The sequence below is a fragment of the Montanilutibacter psychrotolerans genome (genome assembly GCF_003719825.1).
In the GTDB taxonomy this organism is placed as follows: Bacteria; Pseudomonadota; Gammaproteobacteria; order Xanthomonadales; family Xanthomonadaceae; genus Montanilutibacter; species Montanilutibacter psychrotolerans.
In genome coordinates this window covers 212,371-239,074 of sequence record NZ_RIBS01000002.1, presented here as the reverse complement: position 1 = coordinate 239,074, position 26,704 = coordinate 212,371, and the positions used below count along the sequence as shown (strand labels likewise).

The 26,704-nt window shown below is 66.5% G+C and carries 15 protein-coding genes and 1 tRNA gene; 5 read left to right on the top strand and 11 right to left on the bottom strand.

Annotated elements, in window-relative coordinates; genetic code table 11:
* Positions 1-173 precede the first annotated feature (173 nt).
* The 7 genes from EER27_RS04630 to murJ all read right to left on the bottom strand — a co-directional run bounded on the left by EER27_RS04630 (position 174) and on the right by murJ (position 15,311).
* Positions 174-7,379, bottom strand: coding sequence for an FG-GAP-like repeat-containing protein (locus tag EER27_RS04630; RefSeq protein WP_123086864.1), 7,206 nt, complete (start codon positions 7,377-7,379; stop codon positions 174-176).
* Between the two features lie 669 nt (positions 7,380-8,048).
* Positions 8,049-8,124 (bottom strand) — tRNA-Thr (locus EER27_RS04625).
* 85 nt (positions 8,125-8,209) lie between these two features.
* Positions 8,210-9,160 carry a 4-hydroxy-3-methylbut-2-enyl diphosphate reductase gene (gene ispH / locus EER27_RS04620; protein WP_123086863.1) on the bottom strand — a complete coding sequence of 317 codons (951 nt, stop codon included), beginning with the start codon at positions 9,158-9,160 and terminating at the stop codon, positions 8,210-8,212.
* Between the two features lie 60 nt (positions 9,161-9,220).
* Positions 9,221-9,736, bottom strand: a complete 516-nt coding sequence (gene lspA / locus EER27_RS04615; protein WP_123086862.1) for a signal peptidase II — start codon at positions 9,734-9,736, stop codon at positions 9,221-9,223.
* A gap of 127 nt (positions 9,737-9,863) precedes the next feature.
* Positions 9,864-12,707: an isoleucine--tRNA ligase gene (ileS, locus tag EER27_RS04610; RefSeq protein WP_223807206.1), complete on the bottom strand. Its 2,844-nt coding sequence runs from the start codon at positions 12,705-12,707 to the stop codon at positions 9,864-9,866.
* A 62-nt stretch (positions 12,708-12,769) separates the two neighbouring features.
* On the bottom strand, positions 12,770-13,720 hold the full coding sequence (locus EER27_RS04605) for a bifunctional riboflavin kinase/FAD synthetase (protein ID WP_123086860.1): 951 nt from the start codon (positions 13,718-13,720) through the stop codon (positions 12,770-12,772).
* A 49-nt stretch (positions 13,721-13,769) separates the two neighbouring features.
* Positions 13,770-15,311 carry a murein biosynthesis integral membrane protein MurJ gene (murJ, locus tag EER27_RS04600; protein ID WP_123086859.1) on the bottom strand — a complete coding sequence of 514 codons (1,542 nt, stop codon included), beginning with the start codon at positions 15,309-15,311 and terminating at the stop codon, positions 13,770-13,772.
* A 171-nt stretch (positions 15,312-15,482) separates the two neighbouring features.
* On the opposite strand from murJ, the gene rpsT reads away from it, so the two are divergent.
* Positions 15,483-15,752, top strand: a complete 270-nt coding sequence (gene rpsT, locus EER27_RS04595) for a 30S ribosomal protein S20 (RefSeq protein WP_123086858.1) — start codon at positions 15,483-15,485, stop codon at positions 15,750-15,752.
* Between the two features lie 231 nt (positions 15,753-15,983).
* Here the strand turns inward: rpsT and obgE are convergent, their stop codons facing one another.
* The 3 genes from obgE to rplU all read right to left on the bottom strand — a co-directional run bounded on the left by obgE (position 15,984) and on the right by rplU (position 17,844).
* Positions 15,984-17,054, bottom strand: coding sequence for a GTPase ObgE (obgE, locus tag EER27_RS04590; RefSeq protein WP_123086857.1), 1,071 nt, complete (start codon positions 17,052-17,054; stop codon positions 15,984-15,986).
* Positions 17,055-17,256: 202 nt separating this feature from the next.
* Positions 17,257-17,514, bottom strand: a complete 258-nt coding sequence (gene rpmA / locus EER27_RS04585) for a 50S ribosomal protein L27 (protein ID WP_123086856.1) — start codon at positions 17,512-17,514, stop codon at positions 17,257-17,259.
* A 12-nt stretch (positions 17,515-17,526) separates the two neighbouring features.
* Positions 17,527-17,844, bottom strand: coding sequence for a 50S ribosomal protein L21 (gene rplU / locus EER27_RS04580; protein WP_123086855.1), 318 nt, complete (start codon positions 17,842-17,844; stop codon positions 17,527-17,529).
* Between the two features lie 960 nt (positions 17,845-18,804).
* Here rplU and EER27_RS04575 point away from each other — a divergent pair.
* The 4 genes from EER27_RS04575 (at position 18,805) to EER27_RS17250 (ending at position 26,066) form a co-directional block, all read left to right on the top strand.
* The gene (locus EER27_RS04575) at positions 18,805-20,880 is read left to right on the top strand and encodes a S8 family peptidase (protein ID WP_190285645.1); all 2,076 of its coding nucleotides are present in this window, start codon (positions 18,805-18,807) and stop codon (positions 20,878-20,880) included.
* A gap of 106 nt (positions 20,881-20,986) precedes the next feature.
* Positions 20,987-21,949, top strand: coding sequence for an OmpA family protein (locus EER27_RS04570; RefSeq protein WP_123086853.1), 963 nt, complete (start codon positions 20,987-20,989; stop codon positions 21,947-21,949).
* A 161-nt stretch (positions 21,950-22,110) separates the two neighbouring features.
* Positions 22,111-25,023 (top strand): excinuclease ABC subunit UvrA, encoded by a 2,913-nt coding sequence (gene uvrA, locus EER27_RS04565; RefSeq protein WP_123086852.1) that lies wholly within the window; start codon positions 22,111-22,113, stop codon positions 25,021-25,023.
* A 671-nt stretch (positions 25,024-25,694) separates the two neighbouring features.
* A complete protein-coding gene (locus EER27_RS17250; RefSeq protein WP_425480818.1) occupies positions 25,695-26,066 on the top strand; it encodes an acyl-CoA thioesterase in 372 nt (123 codons plus the stop codon).
* 163 nt (positions 26,067-26,229) lie between these two features.
* Here the strand turns inward: EER27_RS17250 and EER27_RS04555 are convergent, their stop codons facing one another.
* On the bottom strand, positions 26,230-26,676 hold the full coding sequence (locus EER27_RS04555) for a copper chaperone PCu(A)C (RefSeq protein ID WP_123086851.1): 447 nt from the start codon (positions 26,674-26,676) through the stop codon (positions 26,230-26,232).
* Positions 26,677-26,704: the final 28 nt, after the last annotated feature.

The following is a 26,704-nucleotide window of genomic DNA, read 5'->3' as shown; positions in this document are numbered from 1 at the left end:
TGCGAATGGCCGACATTCGATCCTGATAGATGGCAAAAGAACAATCCTCCGAGTACCCAAGGACACCTGAGATCGGGGGCTCACTACGCGCCTTCTCCAAGATCACGGTTACCGGTTCCGCCGCATATACAGCACATGATACGGCAGCGCAGAGCGGCGCCACGAGACATGCTTTAGTAAGAGAATTCATAGTGACAGTTCTGAGAATTATTCAGGATTGGAAAATACAACACCTTACCGGTGCCAGCCGGGACCATCCAGCCATTAACGCCATCTCTTCGATATCCATCCATGTCTCCTCCTGAAAAGCCGTACCTAACCCGAAAACTCTCCCCAAGCCTCAGCCCGCGCTGAGCATCAACGTCTGCTTGATTTGCGAATAAGTCGACCCCGGTCGGCGGGTGGGAGTGGATGTCGCCAACTTTGCGATAACCTGACGGGACGGTGCCGGATGGGCCAATTTCAACATGCGACCCCCAAGTGTCTATTTCTCCGCTCTGCAAGTCGCCAGTCGTGCCCTCGATTGGGTCGTAAAACAGGGCGCCATGTTCGAAATTGTTCACAAGGGTTTCAGCGTTAAGGTCTTGAGCAACACGCTTCGCCCTCGCTAGCTGGGCTGCATCCACACCACCATCGCCTGGGCACATACGGCTTGTTTCGCCGCTCCTGCCCGCACTCCGCTTCGCGACTTCGTTGCTTCGACGCCCAATCATCGCCGCCTGGATCGCTCCACTGATAGCCCCATTCGCAAACTTCCCACCCGTCAGCTCTGACAGCGTGCCGCCGACGAGCGCACCGACGGTGATGCGGGCGAAGTCGTTGGTGATGCCGCGTACGCCCGGCATCACCGCCGCGGTCAGGCCGGCGGCGACGAAGGCGTGGCCGAAGCTACCGCCCTGGACGTACTCGAGCACACCACCGGTCATCGCCATGGCTCCCACGCGGACTGCACCGCCGTACCGCGCAACGCCCATGCCGATGCCGGCGGTAAGGCCTGCGGTGAATGCGCCACGGATGCCCCCGTCCCAGCTGCCGGTGGCGATGGCACCACTGACGAACCCGCCGGCCGCCGCCGCCGCGATCGCCGCACCGCCTTGCAAGTCCCAGGTGAAGTAGGTGTACACAATCGCGAACGCAGTGGCCGCCCACTGCCGTTCCGCGATGCCGATCATGCCGGTCGGATCGGTGTAACGCAGCGGGTTGTTGAACACGTAGGTGTACGCGTTCCAGCTTTGCGCGTTGTTTGGCGCCTGGATCACCGGGTCGGGCTGCAGGAAACGGCCCAGGTCCGGGTCGTAGATGCGGCCGTTCATGTGGATCACGCCCAGCCCGTCGATGTGCTCGTGGCCGGTGAAACCGCGCGTCGTCAGGCTCGGTGCGGCTGTAGTCATGAGCACCGGGTTGGCGGTGTCGCGGCGCTCACCGAACGGACGGTAATCCAGTTTGTCGGTGACAACGCCGTTGGCATCGGTGATCCGTGCCAGGCTGCCCAGATGGTCATGGAACAGGTAGCTCCTGGTGACCGCCGCGCCGACGATCTTCTGCAACATGACCCCGGCCACGGTGCGCTTGATGGTGGTAACGCCGCCGACGACCTCGATCTCGACATTGCCCAGGTACAGCGTGCGCTTGCTGCCGGCGGCATCCTCGCGCTTGTAACGGGCGCCGTCACTGCCGTACCAGAAGCGTGCACGCAGACCATTGCCCAGCGCAATCTCGTGCGCGCGGTCGTCGAGCGAGTAGCGGATCGTGCGGTCGGCCGACGTGCCACTGCTGTCACGTAGCGTCTGGTTGCCGCGTGCGTCGTAGTAGTAGGACGACGTGACGACGCCTGCGCTGTTGACGATCTCGCTGACCCGATGCGCGCCCACCGGCCCGGCGCCGCCGCTGCCCACCAAGGTGCCGGTGCCACAACCGGCCATGCCTTCGTAGCCGTAACTGGCGCCGTGCCGCTTGCACACGTTGCCCACGGCGTCATAGCTGTGCGACAAGGTCGTCACGTTGACCGGCGCGCCGGCCTGCATCGTGAACTTCGCGTCGGTGAGCCGGTTGAGGTTGTCGTAGGTAAACGACTCCAGGTAGTGCTGGTCCTTCTGCTGCGTGTGCAGATTGCCGGCGGCATCCCAGCCATACCCTTCCTGCAGCACGTTGCAGCTGCCGGCGGCGCCTGCGCAGACGGTTTCCACCCGACCGTTGTCGGCGCGGTAGCTGCGGGTGACCTCCATCGCCGCGCCGTTGCCGCGACGCTCCTTGATCACGTTCCCCCACGCATCGGTTTCCAGCGTGGTCAGGTAGGTGGTGTCGTCGGGCGGGCAGCTGACGGTCGTGTCGCTCGCATTGCTTTCGCACACCGACACCGCCTGGCCACGACTGTTGAGAATGGTCTTCGCCCAGCGTCCGGATGCGTCCATCCCCTTCCATGGGCGCCCGTAGGTGTCATATCGGACCGCGGTGGCATAGCTGACGCCGTCAATGATGGTCGTCGTGCCCAAGCCGCGGCCGAAGGCGTCGTACTGGTAGCTGCGTGCGAACTCCAGCGCCGTGGCAGCCTGCCCCGCCCAGGCCGCGTACGTGCCCGCCACCTCCTCGCGAGCCAACTGTCCGACACCGTTGGCGGCGGTGTCGAACTCGAACGTCGAGGTCGATTCGACGGTACCCCCGGCACCCTTGACGGTGCGGCGCCAGGTGCGCCCGCGCGCGTCGATCTCGCTCTCGATCCGATTGCCTTCGCCGTCCCGTTGCGCGGTCAGTTCGCCCAGCGCGTTGTATTCGAAGTACAGCGCGCCAGCGTCCGGGTCGTCCTGGACGGTCTTTCGACCCAGTTCGTCGTAGCCGAAACGGTTGCGAATCAGGCCGCGCCCGGCGTCGCGATTCACCTCAAAGAGCGTGCCATCGGCGTTGTACTTGTAGCCAGTCACCAACCCATCCGCATCGATGGTCTGGGACAACTCGCCCTTTGCGTTGCGGATCTCGGTGGTGGTCTTTCCGCGCGGGTCCGTTCCGATGGTCAGGTTGGCGCGGTACTCGGTGGACACCGTACTGCTGTCGGGTGCGGTGATCTTCGTCGGGCGGCCGAGCACGTCGAACGTGGTGACCGTCCACTGGCGCCCGGTCTGGCAGACATCGGCGGCGACGGTCGGCCCATTCGACCCGCCCGTTCCCGCCAGGAAGAACGGATTGGATACGCGCACCGGATTGCCGGCGGCGTTGTAGTCGGTGCACACGGCACTGACATCCTTGTCGGCGACATTGACGTTGAACGTACCGCCAGCCTTCATGACCGGGCGGCCGAGCACGTCGAACCACGTCCACGTGGTGACGGAAGCTTCCCCTCTGACCTGCTGCCGGAACCGGGCACCGGCCGGGCACGACACCTGACCAACGCCCGCGCCACACCAGCGGTACGTCGTCCAGGCCTCCACGCCCGCAGCAGGATCACCGACGGCGAATCCGCTTCGCACCTGCGCCCACCCGTAGTACGGCCGACCGAACGTTCCGGCGACCGCCACCGTGCTGACACCATTGAGATTGACGGCTTCGGTCACGTCACCGAACACGTTGCGCGACACCACGGTCTGGGTCGCCTGTTCGCTGGATCCCGTGCCATTCCAGAACGGCTCGAAGGTCGTGACCGGATAGCGCCCCCGCGTGTCGTACTCGACGCGGCTGTAGCGATTGACCTGGGTTGCCGTGGCGGGGTGGAAGACCATGCCAGCGCAGGCGTTGGAGGATGCCGGATCGGCACAGGCGCTGGACCGGGTGCGGTTGCCGTACTCGTCCAGCGTGTAGACCTTGAGTAGGTTCTGGCGGGCATCGCTTCCGTCCCCCGCGAAGCTGCGCTCATGCGTCAGCTGGCCGGTCATCGCCGTGCCCATGTCGTAGGTGAACAGGCTCTTGCGCACGACATCCGGCAACCCCGGACGCCGATGGGTAACCGTGGCGCCGGTCAACCGACCCAGGCGCCAGACCGTGGTGTTGTCGGCGCTGTAGACGTTGAAGGTGATGACCGTCGACATCGGTGTCGAACCGGTGCCGGCAAAGGTGTCCGCGCTGGTGAGGGTGACGTTGCCGTAGGACGCGTAGTCGAAGGTCGTCACCAGCCGGCTTGCCTGGGTGCCGCTGAGGTGATCGCGCAACGACTCCTCGCTGCCACTGGTACGGACCTGCACCGGTGCCTGCACCGTCGTGCTGAATGCAGTGGCTCCTGCACCGATGTCGGTGTCCGACTCCCAGCTTTGCAGGCTGTCGGAGAACCAGCTACCCGGAAGCACGGGGAACGCCTGCCCCGGCGTGGCAAAGCACGCGTTGCCGACCGGCTGCGCGGGATTCAGGCAGGCGGGCACGGCGTAGCTGCCGCCGACGACCGCCCGCTTGGTGGTACGCGCCGGCATGCCGGTGTAGGGGAAGTTCTGGTTGTAGCTGGTGGTGGTGGTGACATAACCGCCCGACTGATTGACGTCGACGGTGGCGATCTCGCCAAAGCCGAGGAAACCGCGACCGCCGCCCTGGACCATTGCCCCGGCGTAACGATAGTGGACGGTCGCCTTGGCGTTCGCGTTGCCGGCCTGTGGCGAGCTGCTGGACACCGAGGCCACCGCGTAGGTGGGCGCCAACAGATCCATCACCGGGGCGCCACGTCCCCAGTTGAAAGCGTTGCGGCTGTTCGCGCCCCGACGGTAGAGCGCCCCGTTGGTCAGCGTCGCGTAGTGGACCTCCGTGAGCGCGCCGAAGCCGTTGGTGAACGCTGCGATCACATCGCGCGGGCGATTGCGAGTCGTCGAGCGCGCAACGTAGAAGTGCGGGTCGTCATCGCTCCAGCGGATGCGGTAGTAGTCCAGGACGCCGTCTGCATCCAGATCGGCAAAGAAGCTCGAATAGCGGTTGAAGCACGGGTCATCGCCGCAGTCGGTGGTGGCGCCGCCACCGGCCACCGGCACTTCGCCCTCGAAGCCGCCGGCACGCGTGGCGTAGCGGACCACGTACATGTCCTGGGTGACCCGTGGGTAGATCAGGTCCGCGCGGCCATCGCCATTGAGGTCGGCGATCCGGATGAACTGCTTCTTCGAGGGAATGCCGAACGCGATGGGAGCGGCGTAGCCGACTCCGGTGTTGAGGTGCAACGTCGAGTTCGTGCCAGGAAGCGCGACCTGCAGCAGATCGGTCAGGCCATCGCCGTTGAAGTCCGCGAAGTGCTCGTTCGCGTCACGGTTTCGGAAGATATCCGACGCATTCCGTGAAGGCGTCAACCCATACGTTGACAGGACGATTGCACCGGTGCTGCCCGGTGCAATCGACTCGACGACTAGCGAGAGCAGGTAGCCTACCGCGGATTCGGCGATGCACTTGCCCAGCGGAGTAATGGTGAAGACTTGACGCGGATTGCCACCACCGCCCGTGCAGGTTCCTGATTCCGTGTACGTGTAGGACTGCGTCGCGACAAGATTGGCCGTGAGATCGGAGCGCGAGTCGCCGTTGAAGTCCTGCAGCTGGAAGCCGCCGATGTTCTGGTTCAACTCGATGAAGTTACTGGACGTGCACTCGGCCTCGGGAGGCATTCCGCCGCACTGATTGCCCGCTGGATGGGCCGGCAACACGATGCTGCGCTCCGCGCCCCACGCGAAGATTCCCGTCCCGCGCTCCATCAGGCGCGCAACGACGCCGCTATTTCCGTCCATGCGGCGGTAGACGATGTCCAATAGCCCATCACCGCTCAGGTCCGCCAGCTGCGGGTGAGCAACGCGATCGGTGGGGGATGTCGGACGCTTCACCGGGATCGAGATCCCGGCCAACAGGTTGGTGCCCATGTCGATGACGGTTCCGGACTCGCCCAGCGACGGGTAGATCGCCCAGGTGTCGTTCGCGCCACCGCCGGCCATGAACAGGTCGTCGCGACCGTCGCCGTTGTAGTCGAACAGCTGCCAGCTGGCATCACCCAGGACGCTGATCTCGGTGGGCGCGCAGAGCTGCTGATCGGTGACAGGACGGAACGTCGGCTTGCCGTACGAATCGAGCTCGCCGATCGCCACCACGATGTACTCGGTGGTGCAGGCTTCGCTGGTGTCGGCGTTCTTCAGCCACACCATGTCGGGACGGCCGTCGCCGTTGATGTCGCCGAGCTTGTAGCCGTTGAACTTCTGCATGCTGCCGAACAGACCGGGATTCCACGTCCCCTCGCCAACGAACTCGTTGCTCGGCGTGCTCCAATCGAACGTGGTCGGCGCCATGCACACCACCGCACCGCTGTCGCGGCACTCCTGCAGGCTGGTCAGCAGGCTGGCATTGCTGCCCGAGGTGCTGGTGGCGTAGGCAAGCTTGTAGAAGCGTGCCGGTTCGCCATCGCCGGACGAGGCGATGCTGTCGAGGCGGTGAGTCTGCGCCACCTCGCCCCCGGCCTGGTAGCCGCGCTGCCATTGCGCACCCGGGCGTGCGGAATAGTTGAAGACGATTTCGGCGTACGGCGCTTTCGCGGCGCCTACCTGACCCGGCAGCACTACCTTGCCGGTGTATCGAACCTTGCTGATCAGGTGCTCGCCCAGCCCCGCACCTGCCGGGTTCTTCAGGTAGTGGTAGTCAATGTAGTTGCCGGTCGAATCCTGGAAGCGGGTCTGTGCCCACAACAACGCCAACGCCGTCTTGCCGGGCGCCGTGCTATTGAAGTAGCCGTTGTAGCCCAGCGACTGGGTGTTGTTGCTGACGCGATCGCCGTACCACGACGTCGAGCCGTCCTTGCGTTCGACGGTGAAGAACGCCGGACCGTTGGTAGCGGAGGCCGTCGGCGTGTACGCGCACACCCGGGAGAACGTCTCGACCTCGGTGCGCAGCTGTTGCACTTGCATGCCAGCCACGTTGGCACAGGCCGGGCCATCGGCTACGACGAGCAGGCGCTGGCCATCAAGGCAATAGCGGTCGCTGGCGGTGAAGTTGACTGGCCGCGGGTCACCGTCGGTGACCGCCCCGGCGACGATGAAATCGCCCGCCTCGCGCGTGGCACGGCACCGACTGACCGATGACAACCCGCCGATCGACCAGCCTTTACCGAGCGGTCCGTTGCCAGCCTGGCTGGAGTAGTTCAACGACAGTTTCGGCGAAACGCCCGCGGTACCCGGCACGGCATAGAGCGCGACCGAGTAGGTCGCCGATCCGGATTCGTCCACGCGGAACTCGGCGGCCGTCGCTGCGACGGCGTCGGAAGCGGTGTCCGGAACCACCGCGGTGGCGTCGATCGCGCTGACATCGGCGACTGCATCGGCCACCACGAACCCGATGGGAGCCAGCAGGATGCCGACGACGAGAGTGAAAAGTCCGGCCGCGAGAATCGGGCGACGCGACTCGCTAACGACACCACTGCGTGGCGTCGAGACATGCTGTTTGTTGGTCACTCATTGTCCCCTGCGCCGATGCAGCGCACGGGAATGCCGCGACACGATCACCAGCATCCTTGTGGTCCAGGATGGCGCGAATCGATGCGGAATGGGCGACCCCTCGCCGTTCCCCGAAGCTACCAGCCCGCTGTCTTGCGCTCATTATGGAACTTGCACAAAGCGGGTCAAGGAGCGCGAAGTCAGGAAATGCCGCGATCAGCCCTAGGGAAAAGCCTTGCTGTGTAGACCCACCACGTTGTCCAGTGGAAGCGAGAGACGGCTGACCGGTACCTGATAGCCGACGCCGCAATTCCTGTCCATCAGGAATGGTCGGCAGCATCGTGCAGTCAACTGTTCGTAATCTCCACCGGGTGGATGCCAGTGTCGTCGATGACACAGCGCGCCCGCTGGGGAGTACTGGCCAGCATGCCGCCGCCAGCGGGCCCCGCTGTGACCACTACACCTTTGCTGGCTGGAGTGGGGATGGCCCATCCGGCGTGGGCCAATTTTGGGCCACTAGAATCGAACTTTCGGGCGATTTGTGACCATCGCTACCGCTTGCTGGGAATAGCAAAAAGCCCCGGACTGGCCGAGGCTTTCTTTGTTCGATGCCGGCTAGACGCCTGACAACAAGGCACTTTCAGCAATAGACCCCTAGAAAATGGGGCATCTAAGAAGTGCCTGGTTTGGTGCCGGAAATAGGAATCGAACCTACGACCTACGCATTACGAATGCGCCGCTCTACCAACTGAGCTATTCCGGCGAGAACCTGCGGGTTGGGGCTGGCCCCTGGCCCTTGCGGACGGATCCGCGTGGCCGCGAATTGTACGGTTGTGCGACGTGGCCGGTCAATTGATCAGATGCAGGCGCAGTTCCTTGGGCAGGGCGAACACCATGTCCTCGGGCTCGCCGTCCAGCTCGGACACGTGCTGCGCGCCCAGCTCCCGCAGGCGCTCGATCACGCCGCGCACCAGCACCTCGGGCGCGGAGGCGCCGGCGGTAATGCCAATGCGCTTGCGGCCGTCGACCCACTGCGGGTCGATTTCGATCGCGCCGTCGATCAGGTAGGCATCAACGCCCTCGCGCTCGGCCAGCTCGCGCAGGCGGTTGGAATTGGAGCTGTTGGGCGAGCCGACCACCAGCACCAGGTCGCACTGGGCCGCCAGCTCGCGCACGGCGTCCTGGCGGTTCTGGGTGGCATAGCAGATGTCGTCGTTCTTCGGGCCCTGGATCGACGGGAAGCGCACCTTCAGCGCCTCGATGACGGTGCGGGTGTCGTCGACCGACAGCGTGGTCTGCGTGGTGTAGGCGAGGTTGTCGGGTTGGCTCACTTCCAGCACGTTGACGTCGTCGACGTCCTCCACCAGGTAGATCTGGCCGGTGCCTGCCTCGCGTCGCCACTGGCCCATCGTGCCTTCGACTTCGGGGTGGCCCTCGTGGCCGATCAGCACCACGTCACGGCCGGCGCGGCAGTTGCGGGTGACCTCCAGGTGCACCTTGGTGACCAGCGGACAGGTGGCGTCGAAGACCTTGAGTCCGCGACGGTCGGCCTCGGCGCGCACGGCCTGCGAGACGCCGTGGGCGCTGAAGATCACCGTGGCGTCGTCAGGCACTTCGTGGAGTTCTTCGACGAAGATCGCGCCGCGCCGCTTGAGGTCGTCAACGACAAACCGGTTGTGCACGACTTCGTGGCGCACGTAGATCGGTGCGCCCAGGGTTTCGATGGCGCGCTTGACGATCTCGATCGCGCGGTCGACGCCGGCGCAGAAGCCACGGGGGTTGGCGAGCAGTACGTCCATGGGATCAGTGCTCCCGCTGCAGAAGGACGGAGTGCGCGGTACGTGAGCCAGCCATCGATCTTACTCCCCTGCCCCGGTGCCGGCCTTGGCGGAGTCGCCGGACTTCGTCAACGCCGTGGCGAAGATTCCCACGGCGGCAACCACGATCGCCGAATCGGCGATGTTGAACGCGGGCCAGTAGTAATCGCCGACGTGCCATTGGATGAAATCCACGACATGGCCGTGCAGGAGGCGGTCGATGAGGTTGCCGATGGCTCCGCCGATCACCAGCGAGAACGGCAACGCGGTCTTCCAGTCGTGGCGCGGGGTGCGCGACATCCAGACGCCAAGACCGATGCTGATGGCCAGCGCGAGCACGCTGAAGAAGTACTTCTGCCAGCCGCCGGCATCGCTGAGGAAACTGAAGGCCGCGCCGGTGTTGTAGGTGCGGTACCAGTTCCAGAAGCCCTCGATCACCGGAACCTGGGTGTACTCGGGCAGCGACGACAGCACCCAGGCCTTGCTGAGCTGGTCGAGGACGATGACCACGACCGAGACGATCAGCCAGGGCAACGCGTTGGGTTTGGGATGGGACATGGTGGGGCTCCTGGTTCCCGCTTGCGGTGCGGCTCCCGTTCGGGAGCCAGGCACCTTGGCCGGGAGGGTGTGTCACGTGGTCGCCGGTCCGGTCGAAACCGGCGCCGGCACGGCTGCGCGCGGCCAATCAGAACCAGCGACGGTCCTCGCCTTCGCCGTCGACGTTGTCGACGCAGCGGCCGCACAGCGTCGGATGGGCGGCAAGCAGGCCGACGTCGGCCCGGTAATGCCAGCAACGCGCGCACTTGGATTTCGTGGAAGCACTGGCGGACACCGCGATGTCCTTGATGGCGTCGTCGGCCACGATCTCGACATCGCCGCTGATGAACAGGAAGCGCAATTCGTCGACGAACGGCGACAACCAGTTCTGCTCGGTGACGCCACAGCGCAGCGAGATCTCCGCCTCCAGCGCGGCGCCGATCTCGCCTGCGGCGCGCATCGGCTCGAGCGTCGCGCTGACCTGCTCGCGCAGCGCCAGCAGCCGGTCGAAATCTGCCGCCGACAGCGGCGCGTCATCGGGCAGCGGCGACAGGCCGTCGTACCACGTGGTGAACAGCACGTTGTCCTCGCGCGCCACGCCGTTCTCGTGCTGCGGCAGGTAACGCCACATCTCGTCGGCGGTGAAGCTCAGGATTGGTGCGATCCAGCGAACGAATGCCTCGGCGATGCGGTACATCGCGGTCTGTGCCGAACGCCGACCGCGGGAATCCTCGCGCATCGTGTACAGGCGGTCCTTGGTGACGTCCAGATACAGCGACCCCAGATCAACACTGCAGAAGTTGGACAGCGCCTGCACGATCTCGGCGAAGTCGTAGCGCTCGTAGGCGGCGACGATCTTCTCCTGCAGCTGGTGCGCGCGGTGCACGATCCAGCGGTCCAGCACCACCATGTCGGCGGGCGCGACCAGGTCGCGAGCCGGCTCGAACCCGTGCAAGTTGCCCAGCAGGAAGCGCGCGGTGTTGCGAATGCGGCGGTAGGCGTCGCCGCTGCGCTTCAGGATCTCGTCCGACACCGACATCTCGTTGCAGTAGTCGGTCGAGGCGATCCACAGGCGCAGAACGTCGGCGCCCATCCCGCTGATGACCTTCTGCGGCTCGACGGTATTGCCGATCGACTTGGACATCTTCTTGCCCTGCGCATCGACGGTGAAGCCGTGCGTCAGCACCTGCCGGTACGGCGCCACGCCGTCCATCGCCACGCCGGTGAGCAGCGAGCTGTGGAACCAGCCGCGGTGCTGGTCGGAGCCTTCCAGGTAGAGATCGGCCGGCTTGCCCAGGCCATCGTCCGCGCGCTGCGCAAGCACGCACTCGTGGGTGACACCGGAGTCGAACCAGACGTCGAGGATGTCGCTGATCTTGTCGTAGTCGCCGGCCTCGTCGCCGAGCAGTTCGGCCGCGTCGAGCGTGTACCAGGCGTCGACGCCATCGTGCTCGATGCGTTGTGCAACCTGGAGCATGAGTTCTGGCGTGCGCGGGTGCGGCTCGCCGGTCTCGCGGTGAACGAACATCGCGATCGGCACGCCCCAGGTGCGCTGGCGGCTGATGCACCAGTCCGGGCGCCCTTCGATCATGCCGTAGATGCGCGCCTCGCCCCACTCGGGCACCCACGCGACGCGGCCGATCTCGGCCAGCGCATCGCGGCGCAGGTTGGCCTGCTCCATCGAGATGAACCACTGCGGCGTCGCACGGAACGCAACGGGCGTCTTGTGACGCCAGCAATGCGGGTAACTGTGTCCGACCTTGCTCGCGGCCAGCAGCGTGCCATTGGCGCGAAGCACCTCGATGATCGGATCGTTGGCCTTCCAGATGTGCAGGCCGGCCAGCACCAGCTCGCCCGCCGGCGGCGTCGAGGGCAGGTACAGGCCGCGGCCATCGACCGGGTTCATCTGCGCGGCGCTGTACTGGTCCAGCAGGTCGTAGCGCAGCGCGACGGAAAAGTCTTCCTGACCGTGGCCGGGCGCGGTGTGCACCACGCCGGTGCCGTCGTCGGCGGTGACGTGTTCGCCGACCAGCACGGGCAGGTCGCGTTCGGCGTAGAACGGATGCTGCAGGTGATGACCTTCGAGCTCGGCACCCGTGACACGACCCAGTGGCGCGTAATCCGGCAGACCCTGCACGTCCATCAAGGTCTCGAACACGCCGTAGCGCGTCAGCGCACGGGTCCACAGCGCATCGGCGAGCACGAGCAGGCGGCGCTTGCCCTGCGGCGTGCGCGGGCCTTCGACCAGCACGTAGTCGAGCTCGGCGCCGACGGTAACTGCCAGGCTGGCCGGCAGCGTCCACGGGGTGGTGGTCCAGATCGGCATCGCCACGTCGGTGTCGCCATCGATGGCGACACCGAACACGGCGGCAAGCTTGCCCGGGTTGCGTGCGGGATAGGCGACGTCGATGGTCGGCGACACCTTGTCGGCGTATTCGATCTCGGCCTCGGCCAGTGCCGAACCGCAGTCGAAGCACCAGTGCACGGGCTTGGCGCCGCGCACCAGGTGGCCGCGCTCGACGATCTTCGCCAACGCGCGGACGATGCCGGCCTCGGTGCTGAAATCCATCGTGCGGTACGGATTGGCCCAGTCGCCGATCACGCCCAGGCGCTTGAAGTCGCGGCGCTGGAGGTCGATCTGCTCGGTGGCGTACTCGCGGCACTTCTGGCGGAACGCGGCGGCGTCGAGCTTGTCGCCGACCTTGCCGTGCTTCTTCTCGACCGCATGCTCGATCGGCAGACCGTGGCAGTCCCAGCCCGGCACGTAAGGCGCATCGAAGCCGGCCAGCAGCTTCGACTTGACGATCACGTCCTTGAGGACCTTGTTGACCGCGTGGCCAATGTGGATGCTGCCGTTCGCGTATGGCGGGCCGTCGTGCAGCACGAAGCGGCGCTCGCGCTGACCGACCTTGTCGCGAATGCGCGCGTACAAGTCCTCGGCCTCCCAGCGCGCGAGCGTCTCGGGCTCGCGCTTGGGCAGGTCGCCGCGCATCGGGAAATCCGTCGCGGGCAGGTGCAGGGTGGATTTGTACGGGTTGGCGGAAGCGTCGGAATTCACGCGAGGGCTCGTTGTTGGTAGTGCGCAAGGAGGTCGCGTGCCTGTTGGGCATCGCGATGCATCTGCTCGGTCAATGCCGGCAGGTTGTCGAACTTGAGCTCATCGCGCAGCTTTGCGACGAACTCGACCTCGATCCGGCGTCCGTACAGATCGCCGTCGAAGTCGAACAGATGGGCTTCGAGCAAGGGTTCGACGCCGTCGACCGTGGGCCGGGTACCCAGGCTGGACACCGATGGCCACGGCTGGGGCCCCACGCCGTGCACGCGCGTGGCGTAGATGCCCGACAGCGCCGGCGTCTTGCCGCCGAAGCGAAGATTTGCGGTGGGGAACCCAAGCGTGCGCCCCAGTTGCTTGCCACGCACCACCCGCCCGCCGATCGCATACGGCCTGCCCAGCAGCTGGGCGGCCGTGGCGAAGTCGCCGGCCTGCAACGCAGCGCGGATGCGGGTGCTGGACACGCGCTCCCCGTCGAGCAGCACCGGGGCGATCTCGCCAGCGACGAAGCCGCACTCTTCGCCTATGCGCTGCAGCAACGCCAGATCGCCGGCGCGGCCCTTGCCGAAGCGGAATTCGGGTCCGACCCAGACCTCGCGTGCCGACAATCGCTGCACCAGCACCTGCTGGACGAACGCCTCGGCCGATTGGCTGCACAGGCGCTTGTCGAAGCGAAGCAGACCGACCTGGTCAACGCCCAGGTCACGCAGGCCTTCGAACTTGGCCCGCGCAGACAACAAGCGCGGCGGCGGGTTGGCGGGGGCGAAGAACTCGCGCGGCAGCGGCTCGAAGCTCAACGCCACCGACGCAAGGCCCAAATCGCGCGCACGCGAAATCGTGTGGCGCACCAACGCCCGATGCCCAAGGTGCAGGCCGTCGAAGGCGCCGATGCAGACCACACTGCCGTGCGGGCACCGGGGCCCGCCTTCGACGTCACGAAACAGCCTGCTCATTGCGTTGAAGTATAGCCGTGGTGCGGCTTCTCAAGGTTCCACGGCCGTATCAATGGCGCAGATGGCGTGGCCGAAGGCCCAGCGCCAGCACCGTCGCGCCATACGCGGCAGCCCCGGCAGCCACCGCGGCCATCAGCCAGATCCAGCGCCACAGGGCCGGCAGGACCGTCCAGTCGCCGACGTGCTGACGCACCGCCAGCACCACCGCGGCCATTACCACCAGCCCCACGAGGATGCGCAGCAACCAGCGCCCCCAGCCTGGCTCGGCGTGATACAGCCCCTGTCGACGGAGGTAGCGCCACAGCAGCGCGGCGTTGAGCATGCCGGCGATGGCCGTCGCGGCGGCGATGCCGACATGGGCGCTCTTGTAGCCCGCCAGCCAAAGTGGCGTCACCAGGGCGATGGTCAGCAGTACGTTGGCGACCACCGTCCAGATCGCCGCACGCATCGGCGTCCTGGTGTCCTGGCGCGCGTAGAACGCTGGCAGCAGCACCTTGCTGAGCATGAACGTCGGAATGCCCACGCTCATTGCGGTCAGTGCGTAACCGACCATGCGAGTGTCCTCGGCGGTGAAACGGCCGTGCCGGAACAGCGCGGCAGTCAGCGGCTCAGACAGCAGGGCCAGCCCCAGTGCGGCCGGCGTGCCGATCAGCATGACGATGCGCAAGCCCCAGTCCAGCGCCTTGGAGTAACCGGCGGCATCCGCATCGGCGTGGTGGCGCGACAGCTGCGGCAGGATCACCGTACCGATCGCGACGCCGAACAAGCCCAGCGGCAGCTCGGTGAGACGGTCGGAGTAGTACAGCCAGGACTGCGCGGCGGGTACCAGGAGCGATGCGAACATGGTGCCGACCAGCACGTTCACCTGGGCCACCGACGAAGAGAAGATCGTCGGCAGCATCAGCTTGCGCACCCGCTGCACCCCTTCGTGGCGGAAATTGAAGCGGAATCTCGGACGAATCCCCAGCCGGCCCATCGCCGGCCACAGCACCGCCATCTGCAGGATGCCCGCGGCCAATACGCCCCAGGCCATGGCCTGCTCGGGCACCTTGAGGTAGTCCGCCAGGAACAGCATCGCCGCAATCATCGCCAGGTTGTGCAGCACCGGCGTCAGCGCTGGCAGGCCAAAGTGCTTGAAGCTGTTGAGCGCCGCGCCCGCCAGCGCGGTCATCGAGATGAACGTCAGGTACGGGAAGGTGATGCGCAGCATGTCCGCGGCCAGCGGCACGGTCTGCGCGTCCTTGTCGGCAAACAGCAGGAACAGCCTGGCGATCCACGGCGCCATCAACATGCCCAGCGCACTGACCACCACCACCGCAGCCAGCAGCGCGCCGGCGATGTGATCAAGGAACTCCTGCAAGGCCTTCTGGTCACCCTTCTGCTTGAGCTCGGACAGGACCGGCACGAACGCCGACGAGAACGACCCTTCGGCGAAGATCCGCCGCAGGTAATTGGGGATGCGATACGCGACGACGAACGCGCTGACCGCCGGCCCGGCGCCGAACAGGCTGGCCTGCAGCCAGTCGCGCAGATAGCCGGCGATGCGCGAGATGAAGGTCATCAGGCTGAACACCGCGGTCGAACGCAGCATGCCGCCCTGCCGGCGGGCGTTGCCCGGGCCGCCACCGCTCACGCATCACCCCACATCGCAAAGTCTCCACAGCAGTTGACGCAAGCCACTGAATCCTCCATACTTTTGGGTCTGATTTTCCGTAACACGATCTTCCACCCAGCTTTATTCAAAACTTTCCAGGAATTCGCCGTGGCAAACATCAAGTCCGCCAAGAAGCGCGCCAAGCAGGCTGTCGTGCGCAATGCCCGTAACGCCAGCCAGCGTTCGATGCTGCGCACCGCCGTGAAGAAGGTGCTCAAGGCCCTGGGCGAGAACGACGCCGCCGGCGCCGAGACCGCCTTCGCGATCGCCCAGCCGGTCCTCGACCGCCTGAGCTCGCGCGGCCTGATCCACAAGAACAAGGCTGCTCGCCACAAGAGCCGCCTGACCGCTCGCATCAAGGCCCTCAAGGCCGCTTGATACGCCGGTAGCAAGACACGAAAAAACCCGGCTCCGGCCGGGTTTTTTTGTGCCCGCGATTTGACCGCTGCGAGCGTCGAGCCGAGTGGTCGACCCGGGCGCATTGCACCGACGCGCACGCGCACGCGTCGCCACGAGATCCGCGCCGCCTGCAGCGCGCACCCGACAAAACGAAAAGCCGGCGTGGGCCGGCTCTTTCGATGGGACAGTCACCCCGGACACGCCCTGGCCTCAGCCGGCGCCGCCATTGGCGGCTGCTTCCAGTTCATCCTCGCGCTGGCGATCGAAGAACGCCATGACGTCCAGCATGATCGGCATCGTGCCGTCGCGGCCGATGGCCGACACCAGGTACCAGCGGTCCGTCCAGCCGAGTTCGTCGATCACCGCCTGGGCCGCCGCCTTCTGCTCTTCCTCGAGCAGCAGGTCGGCCTTGTTGAGCACCAGCCAGCGAGGCTTCTGGAGCAGCTCGGGATCGTGCTTGCGCAGCTCGTTTTCGATCGCGCGCACCTGCTCGGCCGGCGTCAGTCCCGCTGCCTCGCCCTCGTGCAACTCCATGGGGGCGATATCGACCAGGTGCAACAGCAGGCGCGTACGCTGCAGGTGGCGCAGGAACTGCGCGCCAAGGCCGGCACCGTCGGCCGCCCCTTCGATCAGGCCGGGAATGTCGGCGATGACGAAGCTGCGGTACTGCTCGACGCGCACCACGCCAAGGTTGGGGTACAGCGTGGTGAACGGATAGTCCGCCACCTTTGGCGTTGCCGCCGACACGGCCCGGATCAGGGTGCTCTTGCCGGCATTCGGGAAGCCAAGGAGGCCAACGTCGGCAAGCAGCTTGAGCTCCATCTTCAGCATGCGCTGCTCGCCTTCCAGGCCGGGTAATGCGCGCTGCGGAGAGCGATTGGTGGAACTCTTGAAATGCATGTTGCCAAGGCCGCCCTTGCCACCCTTGGCTACCAGCAACCGATCACCGTGGCGAGTCAGGTCGCCGATCACCTCGTCGGTTTCGACATTGGTGATCACCGTGCCAACCGGCACCGTGATGGTCAGGTCATCGCCACCTTTGCCGTACGCCTGCCGACCCATCCCGTTCTCGCCACGCTTGGCGCGGAACATCTTCTGGTGGCGGAAGTCGACCAAGGTGTTGAGGTTTTCGTCCGCGACGAGCCAGACGCTGCCGCCGTCACCGCCATCGCCGCCATCGGGACCACCGAGCGGGATGAACTTCTCGCGACGGAAACCAACGCAGCCATTGCCGCCATTGCCTGCGATGACCTGGATTTCGGCTTCGTCGACGAGTTTCATGAGGGGAACCTTGGATATTGCGGGAATGGTGATACGGAACTGACGCGCAAGGCGAGGCCGGATCCGGTCGCGTACGGGCGAGTTTAGCCCCGAGCCGCAAGCCCGGGCGGCATCGCCCGAGGATTGCCCCGGTGAATGCCCAGCTCCACAGAAACGAAAAGCCCCGCCGAAGCGGGGCCTCCCGGACTGCAGCGACCGGCGATTACTCGCCGATGACGCTGACGGTGCGGCGCTTCTTCGGGCCCTTGGTCGAGAACTCGACCTTGCCATCGACGAGCGCGAACAGCGTGTGGTCACGGCCGAGGCCGACGCCGCTACCCGGATGGAACTGGGTGCCGCGCTGACGCACGATGATGTTGCCGGCCTCGATGGCCTGGCCGCCGTAGATCTTCACGCCCAAGTACTTCGGGTTGGAGTCGCGGCCGTTGCGGGTTGAACCTACGCCCTTTTTCTGTGCCATGGCGGCTTCTCCTTACTTGGCGCCACCGGCGATGCCGGTGATCTCGATTTCGGTGAAATGCTGACGGTGACCCATCTGCTTGCGGTGATGCTTGCGGCGACGGAACTTCACGATGCGCACCTTGTCGGCGCGGCCGTGGCCGATCACCTTGGCAGAGACGACGGCACCCTTCACGGCATCGCCAATCTTCACGCCATCGCTACCGCCCAGCATCAGGACGTTTTCGAGTTTGATCTCGCTGCCGGCTTCGACATCGAGCAGCTCGACACGCAGGGTTTCACCCTGCATCACGCGGTATTGCTTACCGCCTGTGACTACAACTGCGTACATGACCAGATTCCTCTGTAGTTATTTTTGGTCGCTGCCGCACCCGAAACCGGGCGGACAGAAGCGGAATTGTAGAGGCTTCAGCGAGTTACGGCAACCACCCCCACATCCACCGGGGAGAGTCGGCCCAGGACGCGCGCCCGCGCTCGGCAACAGCGGCCCGGGGCGCGCAATGGCCCGAGAGCCGCCAGAAATGCGACGGATGTCACAGCCCGCACGCCCTCGGGTGACGGCGGAGGCGGCGGCAGGGCGATCAAGCCATGGACGGCCCCGGGGCAGGCCCGATTTTGAAGGCGTAACACCGCCCCCGGGAGCACTTCGACCCGACGGAACGCGGTGAACTGCCATCCCCCTACCCCACGAATCTGCCAGTCACCCCCTTGACGGAGCACTGTCGCGGCTTTGCGCGAACTCGGCCACTCGTTCACGCAGGAGTCACTTGCGCGACGACAACACGTCCTCTAGGTTCGATTGCGATCGCCTCCGGCGGTCGTTCGCAATCCCGACGGCACCTCGCGTGACCATGCCCCTGGGCACTGGCCAGCGCGTGATGGCGTCGCCATCGAGTGATGCGCCCCATGCGACAGGATGTCGTACAAGAGTTCGCGGCCAAGCTGGCCAAATCGTGGCCGACGTGCACCCGGACGGGCATGTCCGGCCAAGTGCGGCGGCCCGATCCTGCGAGTTCGGCGCACTCGCCTTGCTTGCGCATCCAGGCGCTACAGGCGCAACACGCTATCGGCCCGTTGGGCCGGCCCCATCCGCAGCATGCCCGCCGGCAACCCGATCCGAGGTTGCCCGGGCCACCGCCATTCGTCCGCCTGCCCCGCCCACATGGAAGGCGAACGGGCCGGTGACGACGCAAGTCCCTGCGACGTGCCATCAGGCCCGACGCGGGAAAACACCCGGAACAGCACAGGGGATGTGACGGGATTCCTGAAGCAACAGAAAAGGATTTTTGTGATGACTCGTAAAGCTCCTTCGATCAAGCTGACCTTGCTCGCCATCGCCACCGCGGTAGCGATCTCACCCGCGGCCTATTCCGGCAGCAAGTTCGCTGCAGTGGCCGGACAGGACCGTCTGGCAGCGCCGGCAGCACAAGGCGCGGCCAAGGCCGAGCAGTACGACCGCTTCATCGTTTCCTATCGCGCCGACGCCAAGCGCCTCGTCGCCAACACGCGCAGCCAGCAGCTGACGACCGCCTCGCGCACGCTGGGCTTCGCGGTCCGCCCGATGCGCACGCTCGCCACCGGTGCCGAGCTGCTGCGTACCGATCGCAAGCTCGACGACGCGGCGATGAAGCTGCTGGCGATCGAACTGATGAAGGACCCGAACGTCCTCGCCGTCGAGCCCGACCGCCTGCGCAAGCCGCTGATGGTTCCCAACGATCCCGGCTACGCGCAGCAGTGGCACTACAAGAATGGCCCGGGCGGCATCAACGCCGAACCGGCGTGGGACCTGTCGACCGGCACCGGCGTCGTGGTGGCGGTGCTCGACACCGGCATCACCCCGCATAGCGACCTCAACGGCAACATCGTTCCGGGCTACGACTTCATCAACGACCCCGAAGTGTCCGTCGACGGCGACGGCCGCGACGCGGACGCCAACGACCCGGGCGATTGGCACGACGGCTCGTGCAGCATCTTTGGCACCCCCGATGACAGCAGCTGGCACGGCACCCACGTCGCCGGCACGATCGCGGCGGCGACCAACAACGGTGCCGGCGTGGCCGGCGTCGCGCACGGTGCGAAGGTCCAGCCGGTGCGTGTGCTTGGTCGCTGCGGTGGCTACGAGTCCGACATCATCGATGCAGTGACCTGGGCTTCGGGCGGCACCGTCGCCGGCGTGCCCGCCAACCCGACCCCGGCCGAGGTCATCAACCTCAGCCTGGGCGGCAGTGGCGCGTGCAGCGTGGCCGAGCAGGCGGCGTTCGATGGCGCGGTGGCACGCGGCACCACGGTGGCGATCGCCGCCGGCAACTCCGGTTCCGACGTCGCCAACTTCTCGCCGGCCAACTGCAACAACATCATCGCCGTGTCGGCGGTGGGGCCGACCGGCGCGCTGGCCGGCTACTCCAACTTCGGTGCCAAGGTCGACGTCGCCGCTCCGGGCGGCTCGGGCGCGGCGCCGGCAGAGGCCAACATCCTGTCGACGCTGAATCTCGGCGCCCAGGGCCAGGAAGGTGAAGGCTTTGCGTGGTACGCCGGCACCTCGATGGCGGCACCGCACGTGGCCGGCGTGATCGCGTTGATGCAGGCAGCCGCGGCCGCCCCGAAGACCCCGGCGGAGATCGAGAAGATCCTCGTCAACACCGCCTATGCCAACGGCGGCTTCCCGGTGTCGTGCGGCTACGACAAGCCCTGTGGTTCGGGTGTGGTGGATGCCCGCGCCGCGGTCGCCGTTGCCAACGGCAGCGAGCCGTTGCCGTCCGACCCGCCGCCGCCGCCGCCGCCGCCGCCGGCAATCCCGCTGTCCAACGGTGTGACCGTCACGGCCATCGAAGTGCTCAAGAACGGCCGCATCCGTTACGAGCTGGCCGTGCCCAACGGCGCGTCGAACCTGCTGTTCGCCATGTACGGCGGCACCGGCGACGCGGACATCTACGTGCGTTATGGCGCCGAACCGACCGATACCGCCTACGACTGCCGTCCGTTCTCGGCTGGCAACAACGAGAACTGCTTCTTCCCGACCCCGCAGGGCGGCAAGTGGTACGTGACGATCAAGGGCTTTGCCGCGACCAGCACCGGGATCTCGCTGTACCCGAGCTTCGTGGACGGCAACTGGCCGCGAGCACTTGAGGCCGAAGCCACCGCGCTCAGCAGCCACCGCACCCGGGTGAACCTGAGCTGGACCCACGGCAAGCGCAACGTCGACGTCTGGCGCAACGGCGCGATCCTCAAGACCGTCCGTAACAACGGCGCCACCATCGACACGTTCCGGATCATCGGATCGGGCACGATGGCCTACAAGCTGTGCAACAACGGCACCGCGGAGTGCTCGGACGAAGTCTCCATCGACTACGCGTCGAAGAAGAAGTAATCGCGGCAACGCAATCGGAAGGCCCGGCAACGGGCCTTCCCTTGTCGGAGCGGGCCACGCCCGCCCCGGCACGTTCCGCCCGCCACGCCACGTTCCGGAGAGCTACATGACCGCAGCCGTTCCACGCGATGCCACCACGTCCGGGCATCGCGCCATCGGGAAGACCCTTCCGCTGGCCCTGTTGATCGCCACCGCCCTCGTCGGCGCGTGCTCGCAGGCGCCGCCACCCGCGCAGCCGGCCGCTTCCGCGACCGCCGAGCCCGCGCCACCCGCGCCCGCCAAGCCGGTGAGCAGCGCCAACATCGTCCCCTCCGACGCCCGCATCAGCCTGGTCAACAACAACGGCCAGTTGCGCTACGACGGGCAAGTCGACAACGAAGCCACCGCCAAGCGCATCGTCGCCGCGCTTTCGGGCACCCACGCCCAGAGCCGCCTGTCCGGTCACCTGGCCACCGAACCCGGCACGCGTCCGGCGTCGTGGCAGGACAACCTGGGCGCGTTCGCCGCCGATTTCGACGTCTCCGGCGCCGCCGTCAGTTTCGAAGCCGACCGGATTGTCCTGTCCGGCCAGGTTGCCCAGGCCGATCGGCGCCGGCTGCTTGAACGGGCCCGGGTCCTGTTTCCCAAGCACCGCTACCTCGGCCTGTTCGAAGGCCTCGACGCCGACGCGGCGCCTCCGTCCGGGCCGGCCCGTGCGCTGGCTGATTTCAAGCCCGGCGGCTCGGAGGTGGAGTTGTTGATGGCGCTGAACCAGTCCTCGATCGGTTTCGCTCGCGAAAGCGCACAGATCGACGCATCCAGCCTCGACCTGGTCAGCCGTGCCGCCACCGCGCTCAAAGCCGCCCCCGGCGATGCGCGCATCGAGATTTCCGGTCCGGTTGACGACACAGGCGACAACGAACGCGACCTTGCCTTGTCCAAGCAGCGCGCCGACGCGCTGAAGGCGCAGCTGATCATCAACGGCGTCAATCCTGCGGCGATCGAGACCCGCGGCCGCACGCGGGCCACCGCCGACAAGGCATCCTCGCCGCACCAGGGCAATCTGGGATTCCGCCTGCTGAGCCAGTAGCGACACGCTGGCAGCACCGCCACGCAAGGGTCGCGGGCGCCATTCCCGCGACCCGGCCCGGGACTTTCCTTACGCGGATTTGCCCCCACATCCTGCAGTGCCTAAGCTCACTGGTTCGCCGTTGCCAGCTGACGGCGCCCCCACCCCACTGCAGGCTCCCGATGGCGCTGGATTTCATCCGCATCCGCGGTGCGCGGACGCACAACCTCAAGAACATCGACCTCGACCTGCCTCGCGACAAGTTGATCGTGATCACCGGCCTGTCGGGCTCGGGCAAATCGTCGCTGGCGTTCGACACCATCTACGCCGAAGGCCAGCGTCGCTATGTCGAGTCGCTGTCGGCCTACGCGCGGCAATTCCTGTCGGTGATGGAAAAGCCCGACGTCGATCACATCGAGGGCCTCAGCCCGGCGATCTCGATCGAACAGAAGTCGACATCGCACAACCCGCGGTCGACGGTCGGCACCATCACCGAAATCTACGACTACCTGCGCCTGCTGTACGCACGCGTCGGCATGCCGCGCTGCCCCGACCACGACTACCCGCTGGAAGCCCAGACGGTCAGCCAGATGGTCGATCAGGTCATCGCGCTGGGCGCCACCGACGAAGGCCGCGAGCAACGCTGGATGCTGCTGGCGCCGGTGGTGCGTGAGCGCAAGGGCGAACACGCCCAGGTGTTCGAGCAGTTGCGCGCGCAAGGCTACGTTCGCGTGCGCGTGGACGGCGTCCTGCACGAGATCGACGCGGTGCCGCCGTTGGCGTTGCGCGTCAAGCACACCATCGAGGCCGTGGTCGATCGCTTCAAGCCGCGCGAGGACCTCAAGCAGCGCCTGGCCGAATCGTTCGAGACCGCGCTCAAGATCGGCGACGGCATGGCGCAGGTGGTGTCGCTGGACAACGCCGACGCCGCGCCGCTGCTGTTCTCGTCCAAGTACAGCTGCCCGGTCTGCGATTACGCATTGCCGGAGCTGGAACCGCGGCTGTTCTCGTTCAACTCGCCGGTGGGCGCATGCCCGACCTGCGACGGCCTCGGCGTCGCGCAGTTCTTCGATCCCGCGCGCGTGGTCGTGCACCCCGAATTGGCCTTGTCGGCCGGCGCGGTGCGCGGCTGGGACCGTCGCAATGCGTACTACTTCCAGCTCATCCAGTCGCTGGCCAAGCACTACAGGTTCGATGTCGACACGCCGTGGCAGCTGCTGACCGATGACGTGCGCAACGCCGTGCTGTTTGGCAGTGGCAACGAGCTGATCAACTTCAACTACCTCACCGAGAGCGGCACGCGCAGCCAGCGCAAGCACAAGTTCGAGGGCATCGTGCCCAACCTCGAACGTCGCTACCGCGAGACCGAATCCTCGGCGGTGCGCGAGGAACTATCGAAGTACATCAGCGAGCGCTCCTGCACCGAGTGCGGCGGCGCGCGCCTCAACCGCGCGGCGCGCAGCGTGTTCGTCGCCGACCGTCCGCTGCCGGAGCTGGTGGTGTTGCCCGTCGACGAGGCGCTGACGTTCTTCCGCGGCCTCAACCTGCCCGGCTGGCGCGGCGAGATCGCCGGCAAGATCGTCAAGGAGATCGGCGATCGACTGCGCTTCCTCGTCGATGTCGGCCTCGATTACCTCACCCTTGAACGCAAGGCCGATTCGCTGTCCGGTGGCGAGGCCCAGCGCATCCGCCTGGCCAGCCAGATCGGTGCGGGCCTGGTGGGCGTGATGTACGTGCTCGACGAGCCGTCGATCGGCCTGCACCAGCGCGACAACGAGCGCTTGCTCGGCACCCTCACCCGACTGCGCGACCTGGGCAACACGGTGATCGTGGTCGAGCACGACGAGGACGCCATCCGGCTTGCCGACTACATCGTCGACATCGGCCCGGGCGCTGGCGTGCACGGCGGCGAGGTGGTGGCGCAGGGCCAGTTTGCGGACGTGCTGAAGGCGCCGCGATCGCTGACCGGCCAGTACCTCAGCGGAAAGAGGCGCATCGAGGTGCCCGGAAAGCGCCACAAGCCCAATCCCAAGGCGCTGTTCAAGCTGCGCGGCGCCAGCGGCAACAACCTCAAGGACGTCGACCTCACGATCCCGGCCAGCCTGTTCACGTGCGTCACCGGCGTGTCCGGTTCGGGCAAGTCGACGCTGATCAACGACACGCTGTACTCCATCGCCGCCAACGAACTCAACGGCGCGTCGCACACCATCGCGCCGCACCGTTCGTACGAGAACATCGAGCTGTTCGACAAGGTGGTCGACATCGACCAGTCGCCGATCGGTCGTACCCCGCGCTCCAACCCGGCAACCTACACCGGCCTGTTCACGCCACTGCGCGAGCTGTTCGCGCAGGTGCCCGAGGCGCGCGCGCGCGGCTACTCGCCGGGCCGTTTCAGCTTCAACGTGCGCGGCGGACGCTGCGAAGCCTGCCAGGGCGACGGCCTGATCAAGGTCGAGATGCACTTCCTGCCCGATGTGTACGTACCGTGCGACGTCTGCGGGGGCAAGCGCTACAACCGCGAGACGCTGGAGGTGCTGTACAAGGGTTACAACATCAACGACGTCCTGGGCATGACGGTCGAGGATGCGCTGTCGCTGTTCGAGGCGATCCCGTCGATCTCGCGCAAGCTCGAAACGCTGATGGACGTGGGCCTGAGCTACATCAAGCTCGGCCAATCGGCGACCACGCTCTCCGGCGGCGAGGCGCAACGCGTCAAGCTGTCCAAGGAGCTGTCTCGCCGCGACACGGGCCAGACGCTGTACATCCTCGACGAGCCCACCACCGGCCTGCACTTCCACGACATCGAGCACCTGCTCGCCGTGCTGCATCGTCTGCGCGACGACGGCAACACCGTGGTCGTGATCGAGCACAACCTGGATGTCATCAAGACCGCCGACTGGGTGATCGACCTGGGTCCGGAGGGCGGCCATCGCGGCGGCACCATCCTGGCCACGGGCACGCCCGAAGACATCGCGGCACTGCCGCATTCGCATACCGGCCACTTCCTCGCCCCGCTGCTGGGCGTGGGCAAGCCCGATACCACCAAGGGCCGCTCCGGCGCCCGCAAGACCGACAAGAAGACTTCCGCCGCATGAGCGACACCCGTTCCCCCAGCTCCTCCAAGCCCGGTTCCCACGAGTCCCGTCCCGACAAGTCCGGTTCCGAGAAGGCCCGCACCGAGAAGCCCGGTTCCGAGAAGCCCCGCTCCGAGAAGCCCAGCTCCGACAAGCCCCGTGCCGACAAGCCGGCCGACGCATCGGCCGCCAAGCCCGCCGGCAAGGCCCGCAAGCCGCGCAAGCCCGCACCCCGCAAGCGCAAGGCCGCTGTGGCCACGGCCGACATCGCCGTCGCCCAGCCCGAAACCGGGGCCGCACAGGCCGCAACCTCGTCCCATGACGATCCGTCGGCACCGGCGCACCGTCCCATTGCAGACGTGATCGTGACCACCGATGCGCCGGCCGGTCCGGCCGTCGCTGACCTCGGCGCGGTGACGCCGGTCGCCGCCGCGGTCGCGATCGCGGGCAGCGCCGCACCCGCGGCCACGGCGCCCGCCACGCCTCTCGATGCGGCTCCCGCCGCAGCGCCAGCCGCACCGGTTGCCGCTACCGAAGCCGTTGTCGCGCCGGCCCCGGAACGCGCGGTTACCCAGCAACAGCGGGCACCCGACAGTGGCAAAACCACGCAACGTCACGACGAGAAGCCGCGCCAGCAACACGGCAAGCGCGCCCAGCACGGCGCCGGCATCCAGACCCTGATCCGCGTGCCGATGCCGGTGCGCTGGCGTGACCTGGACGCGTTCAACCACGTCAACAACTCCAAGTACCTGAGCTACCTGGAGGAAGCACGACTGCAGTGGATGCTGACCGTGCCGGGCCAGGGCCTGGACGAGCACGTCGCCCCCGTCGTCGCCGCGGCCAATCTCAACTACCGGCGCCCGATCGAGTGGCCGAACGAGGTGATGATCGAGCTGTTTGTCGAGCGTCTGGGCAACACCAGCCTCAGCATCGGCCATCGCATCGTCGATGCACGCGACACCTCGGTGTTGTACTGCGACGGCCAGGTGGTGATGGTCTGGATCGATCGCGGCACCGGCGCGGCCGCACCTTTGCCGTCGGCGGTCCGCACGGCCTGCGCCTGACAGGCGCGCTTCGGCGGCCGCTATTTCGGCGGCCGCGATTCAACGTCGCCCCGGCAGTCGCTGCGACCTCGCGGGCGGCTTGGGGCACCCTCAGCGGTTCGCGGCATGCGAGGCGAAGCGGTCGCACCGGTCGCCGCGTTCGTTGGCGCGGCCGGTGGGGCGATTACTGGCCCGGTCGACGAACGTCGAACTCGCCCCGCAGTACGCCGCCTTCCTTCAGTGCGAATTCCACCACCACCTTGCTGCCCGGCCGCAGCGGCGCGGTCGGACGCATCAACATCAGGTGCATGCCGCCGGGCTTGAGCACGGCAACGCCGTCTGGCGCGATGCGCAGCTCGGGCATCGCGCGCATGCGGCTGATGCCGTCGACGATGCGCGTTTCGTGCAGCGAGGTGTCGGCGAACGACGGGCTGCTGGCACCGACGATCGTGACCGGCGTGGCGCAGCGGTTCTCGATGCGCGCGAACCCGGCGAGCATCGGCATCTGCGCAGGCGGCATGCGAACCCAACCTTCGCTGATGGTGGGCGTGCAGGCACGTGCACCGGCAGGCAGGAACGCGGCTGCAATCAGCGAAACCGCAAGGACAATGGAGGCGCGTGGGCTGTTCATCGGCCTATGATACGGCAGCGTCTTTCCG

What these genes read in the sequence shown, in the direction of transcription:
- ispH (WP_123086863.1), bottom strand. Translation starts at nt 9,160, where the DNA reads ATGGACGTACTGCTCGCCAACCCCCGTGGCTTCTGCGCCGGCGTCGAC.
- lspA (WP_123086862.1), bottom strand. Translation starts at nt 9,736, where the DNA reads ATGTCCCATCCCAAACCCAACGCGTTGCCCTGGCTGATCGTCTCGGTC.
- ileS (WP_223807206.1), bottom strand. Translation starts at nt 12,707, where the DNA reads ATGCGCGGCGACCTGCCCAAGCGCGAGCCCGAGACGCTCGCGCGCTGG.
- EER27_RS04605 (WP_123086860.1), bottom strand. Translation starts at nt 13,720, where the DNA reads ATGAGCAGGCTGTTTCGTGACGTCGAAGGCGGGCCCCGGTGCCCGCAC.
- murJ (WP_123086859.1), bottom strand. Translation starts at nt 15,311, where the DNA reads ATGCTGCGTTCGACCGCGGTGTTCAGCCTGATGACCTTCATCTCGCGC.
- obgE (WP_123086857.1), bottom strand. Translation starts at nt 17,054, where the DNA reads ATGAAACTCGTCGACGAAGCCGAAATCCAGGTCATCGCAGGCAATGGC.
- rpmA (WP_123086856.1), bottom strand. Translation starts at nt 17,514, where the DNA reads ATGGCACAGAAAAAGGGCGTAGGTTCAACCCGCAACGGCCGCGACTCC.
- rplU (WP_123086855.1), bottom strand. Translation starts at nt 17,844, where the DNA reads ATGTACGCAGTTGTAGTCACAGGCGGTAAGCAATACCGCGTGATGCAG.
- EER27_RS04575 (WP_190285645.1), top strand. Translation starts at nt 18,805, where the DNA reads ATGACTCGTAAAGCTCCTTCGATCAAGCTGACCTTGCTCGCCATCGCC.
- EER27_RS04570 (WP_123086853.1), top strand. Translation starts at nt 20,987, where the DNA reads ATGACCGCAGCCGTTCCACGCGATGCCACCACGTCCGGGCATCGCGCC.
- uvrA (WP_123086852.1), top strand. Translation starts at nt 22,111, where the DNA reads ATGGCGCTGGATTTCATCCGCATCCGCGGTGCGCGGACGCACAACCTC.
- EER27_RS17250 (WP_425480818.1), top strand. Translation starts at nt 25,695, where the DNA reads ATGCCGGTGCGCTGGCGTGACCTGGACGCGTTCAACCACGTCAACAAC.
- EER27_RS04555 (WP_123086851.1), bottom strand. Translation starts at nt 26,676, where the DNA reads ATGAACAGCCCACGCGCCTCCATTGTCCTTGCGGTTTCGCTGATTGCA.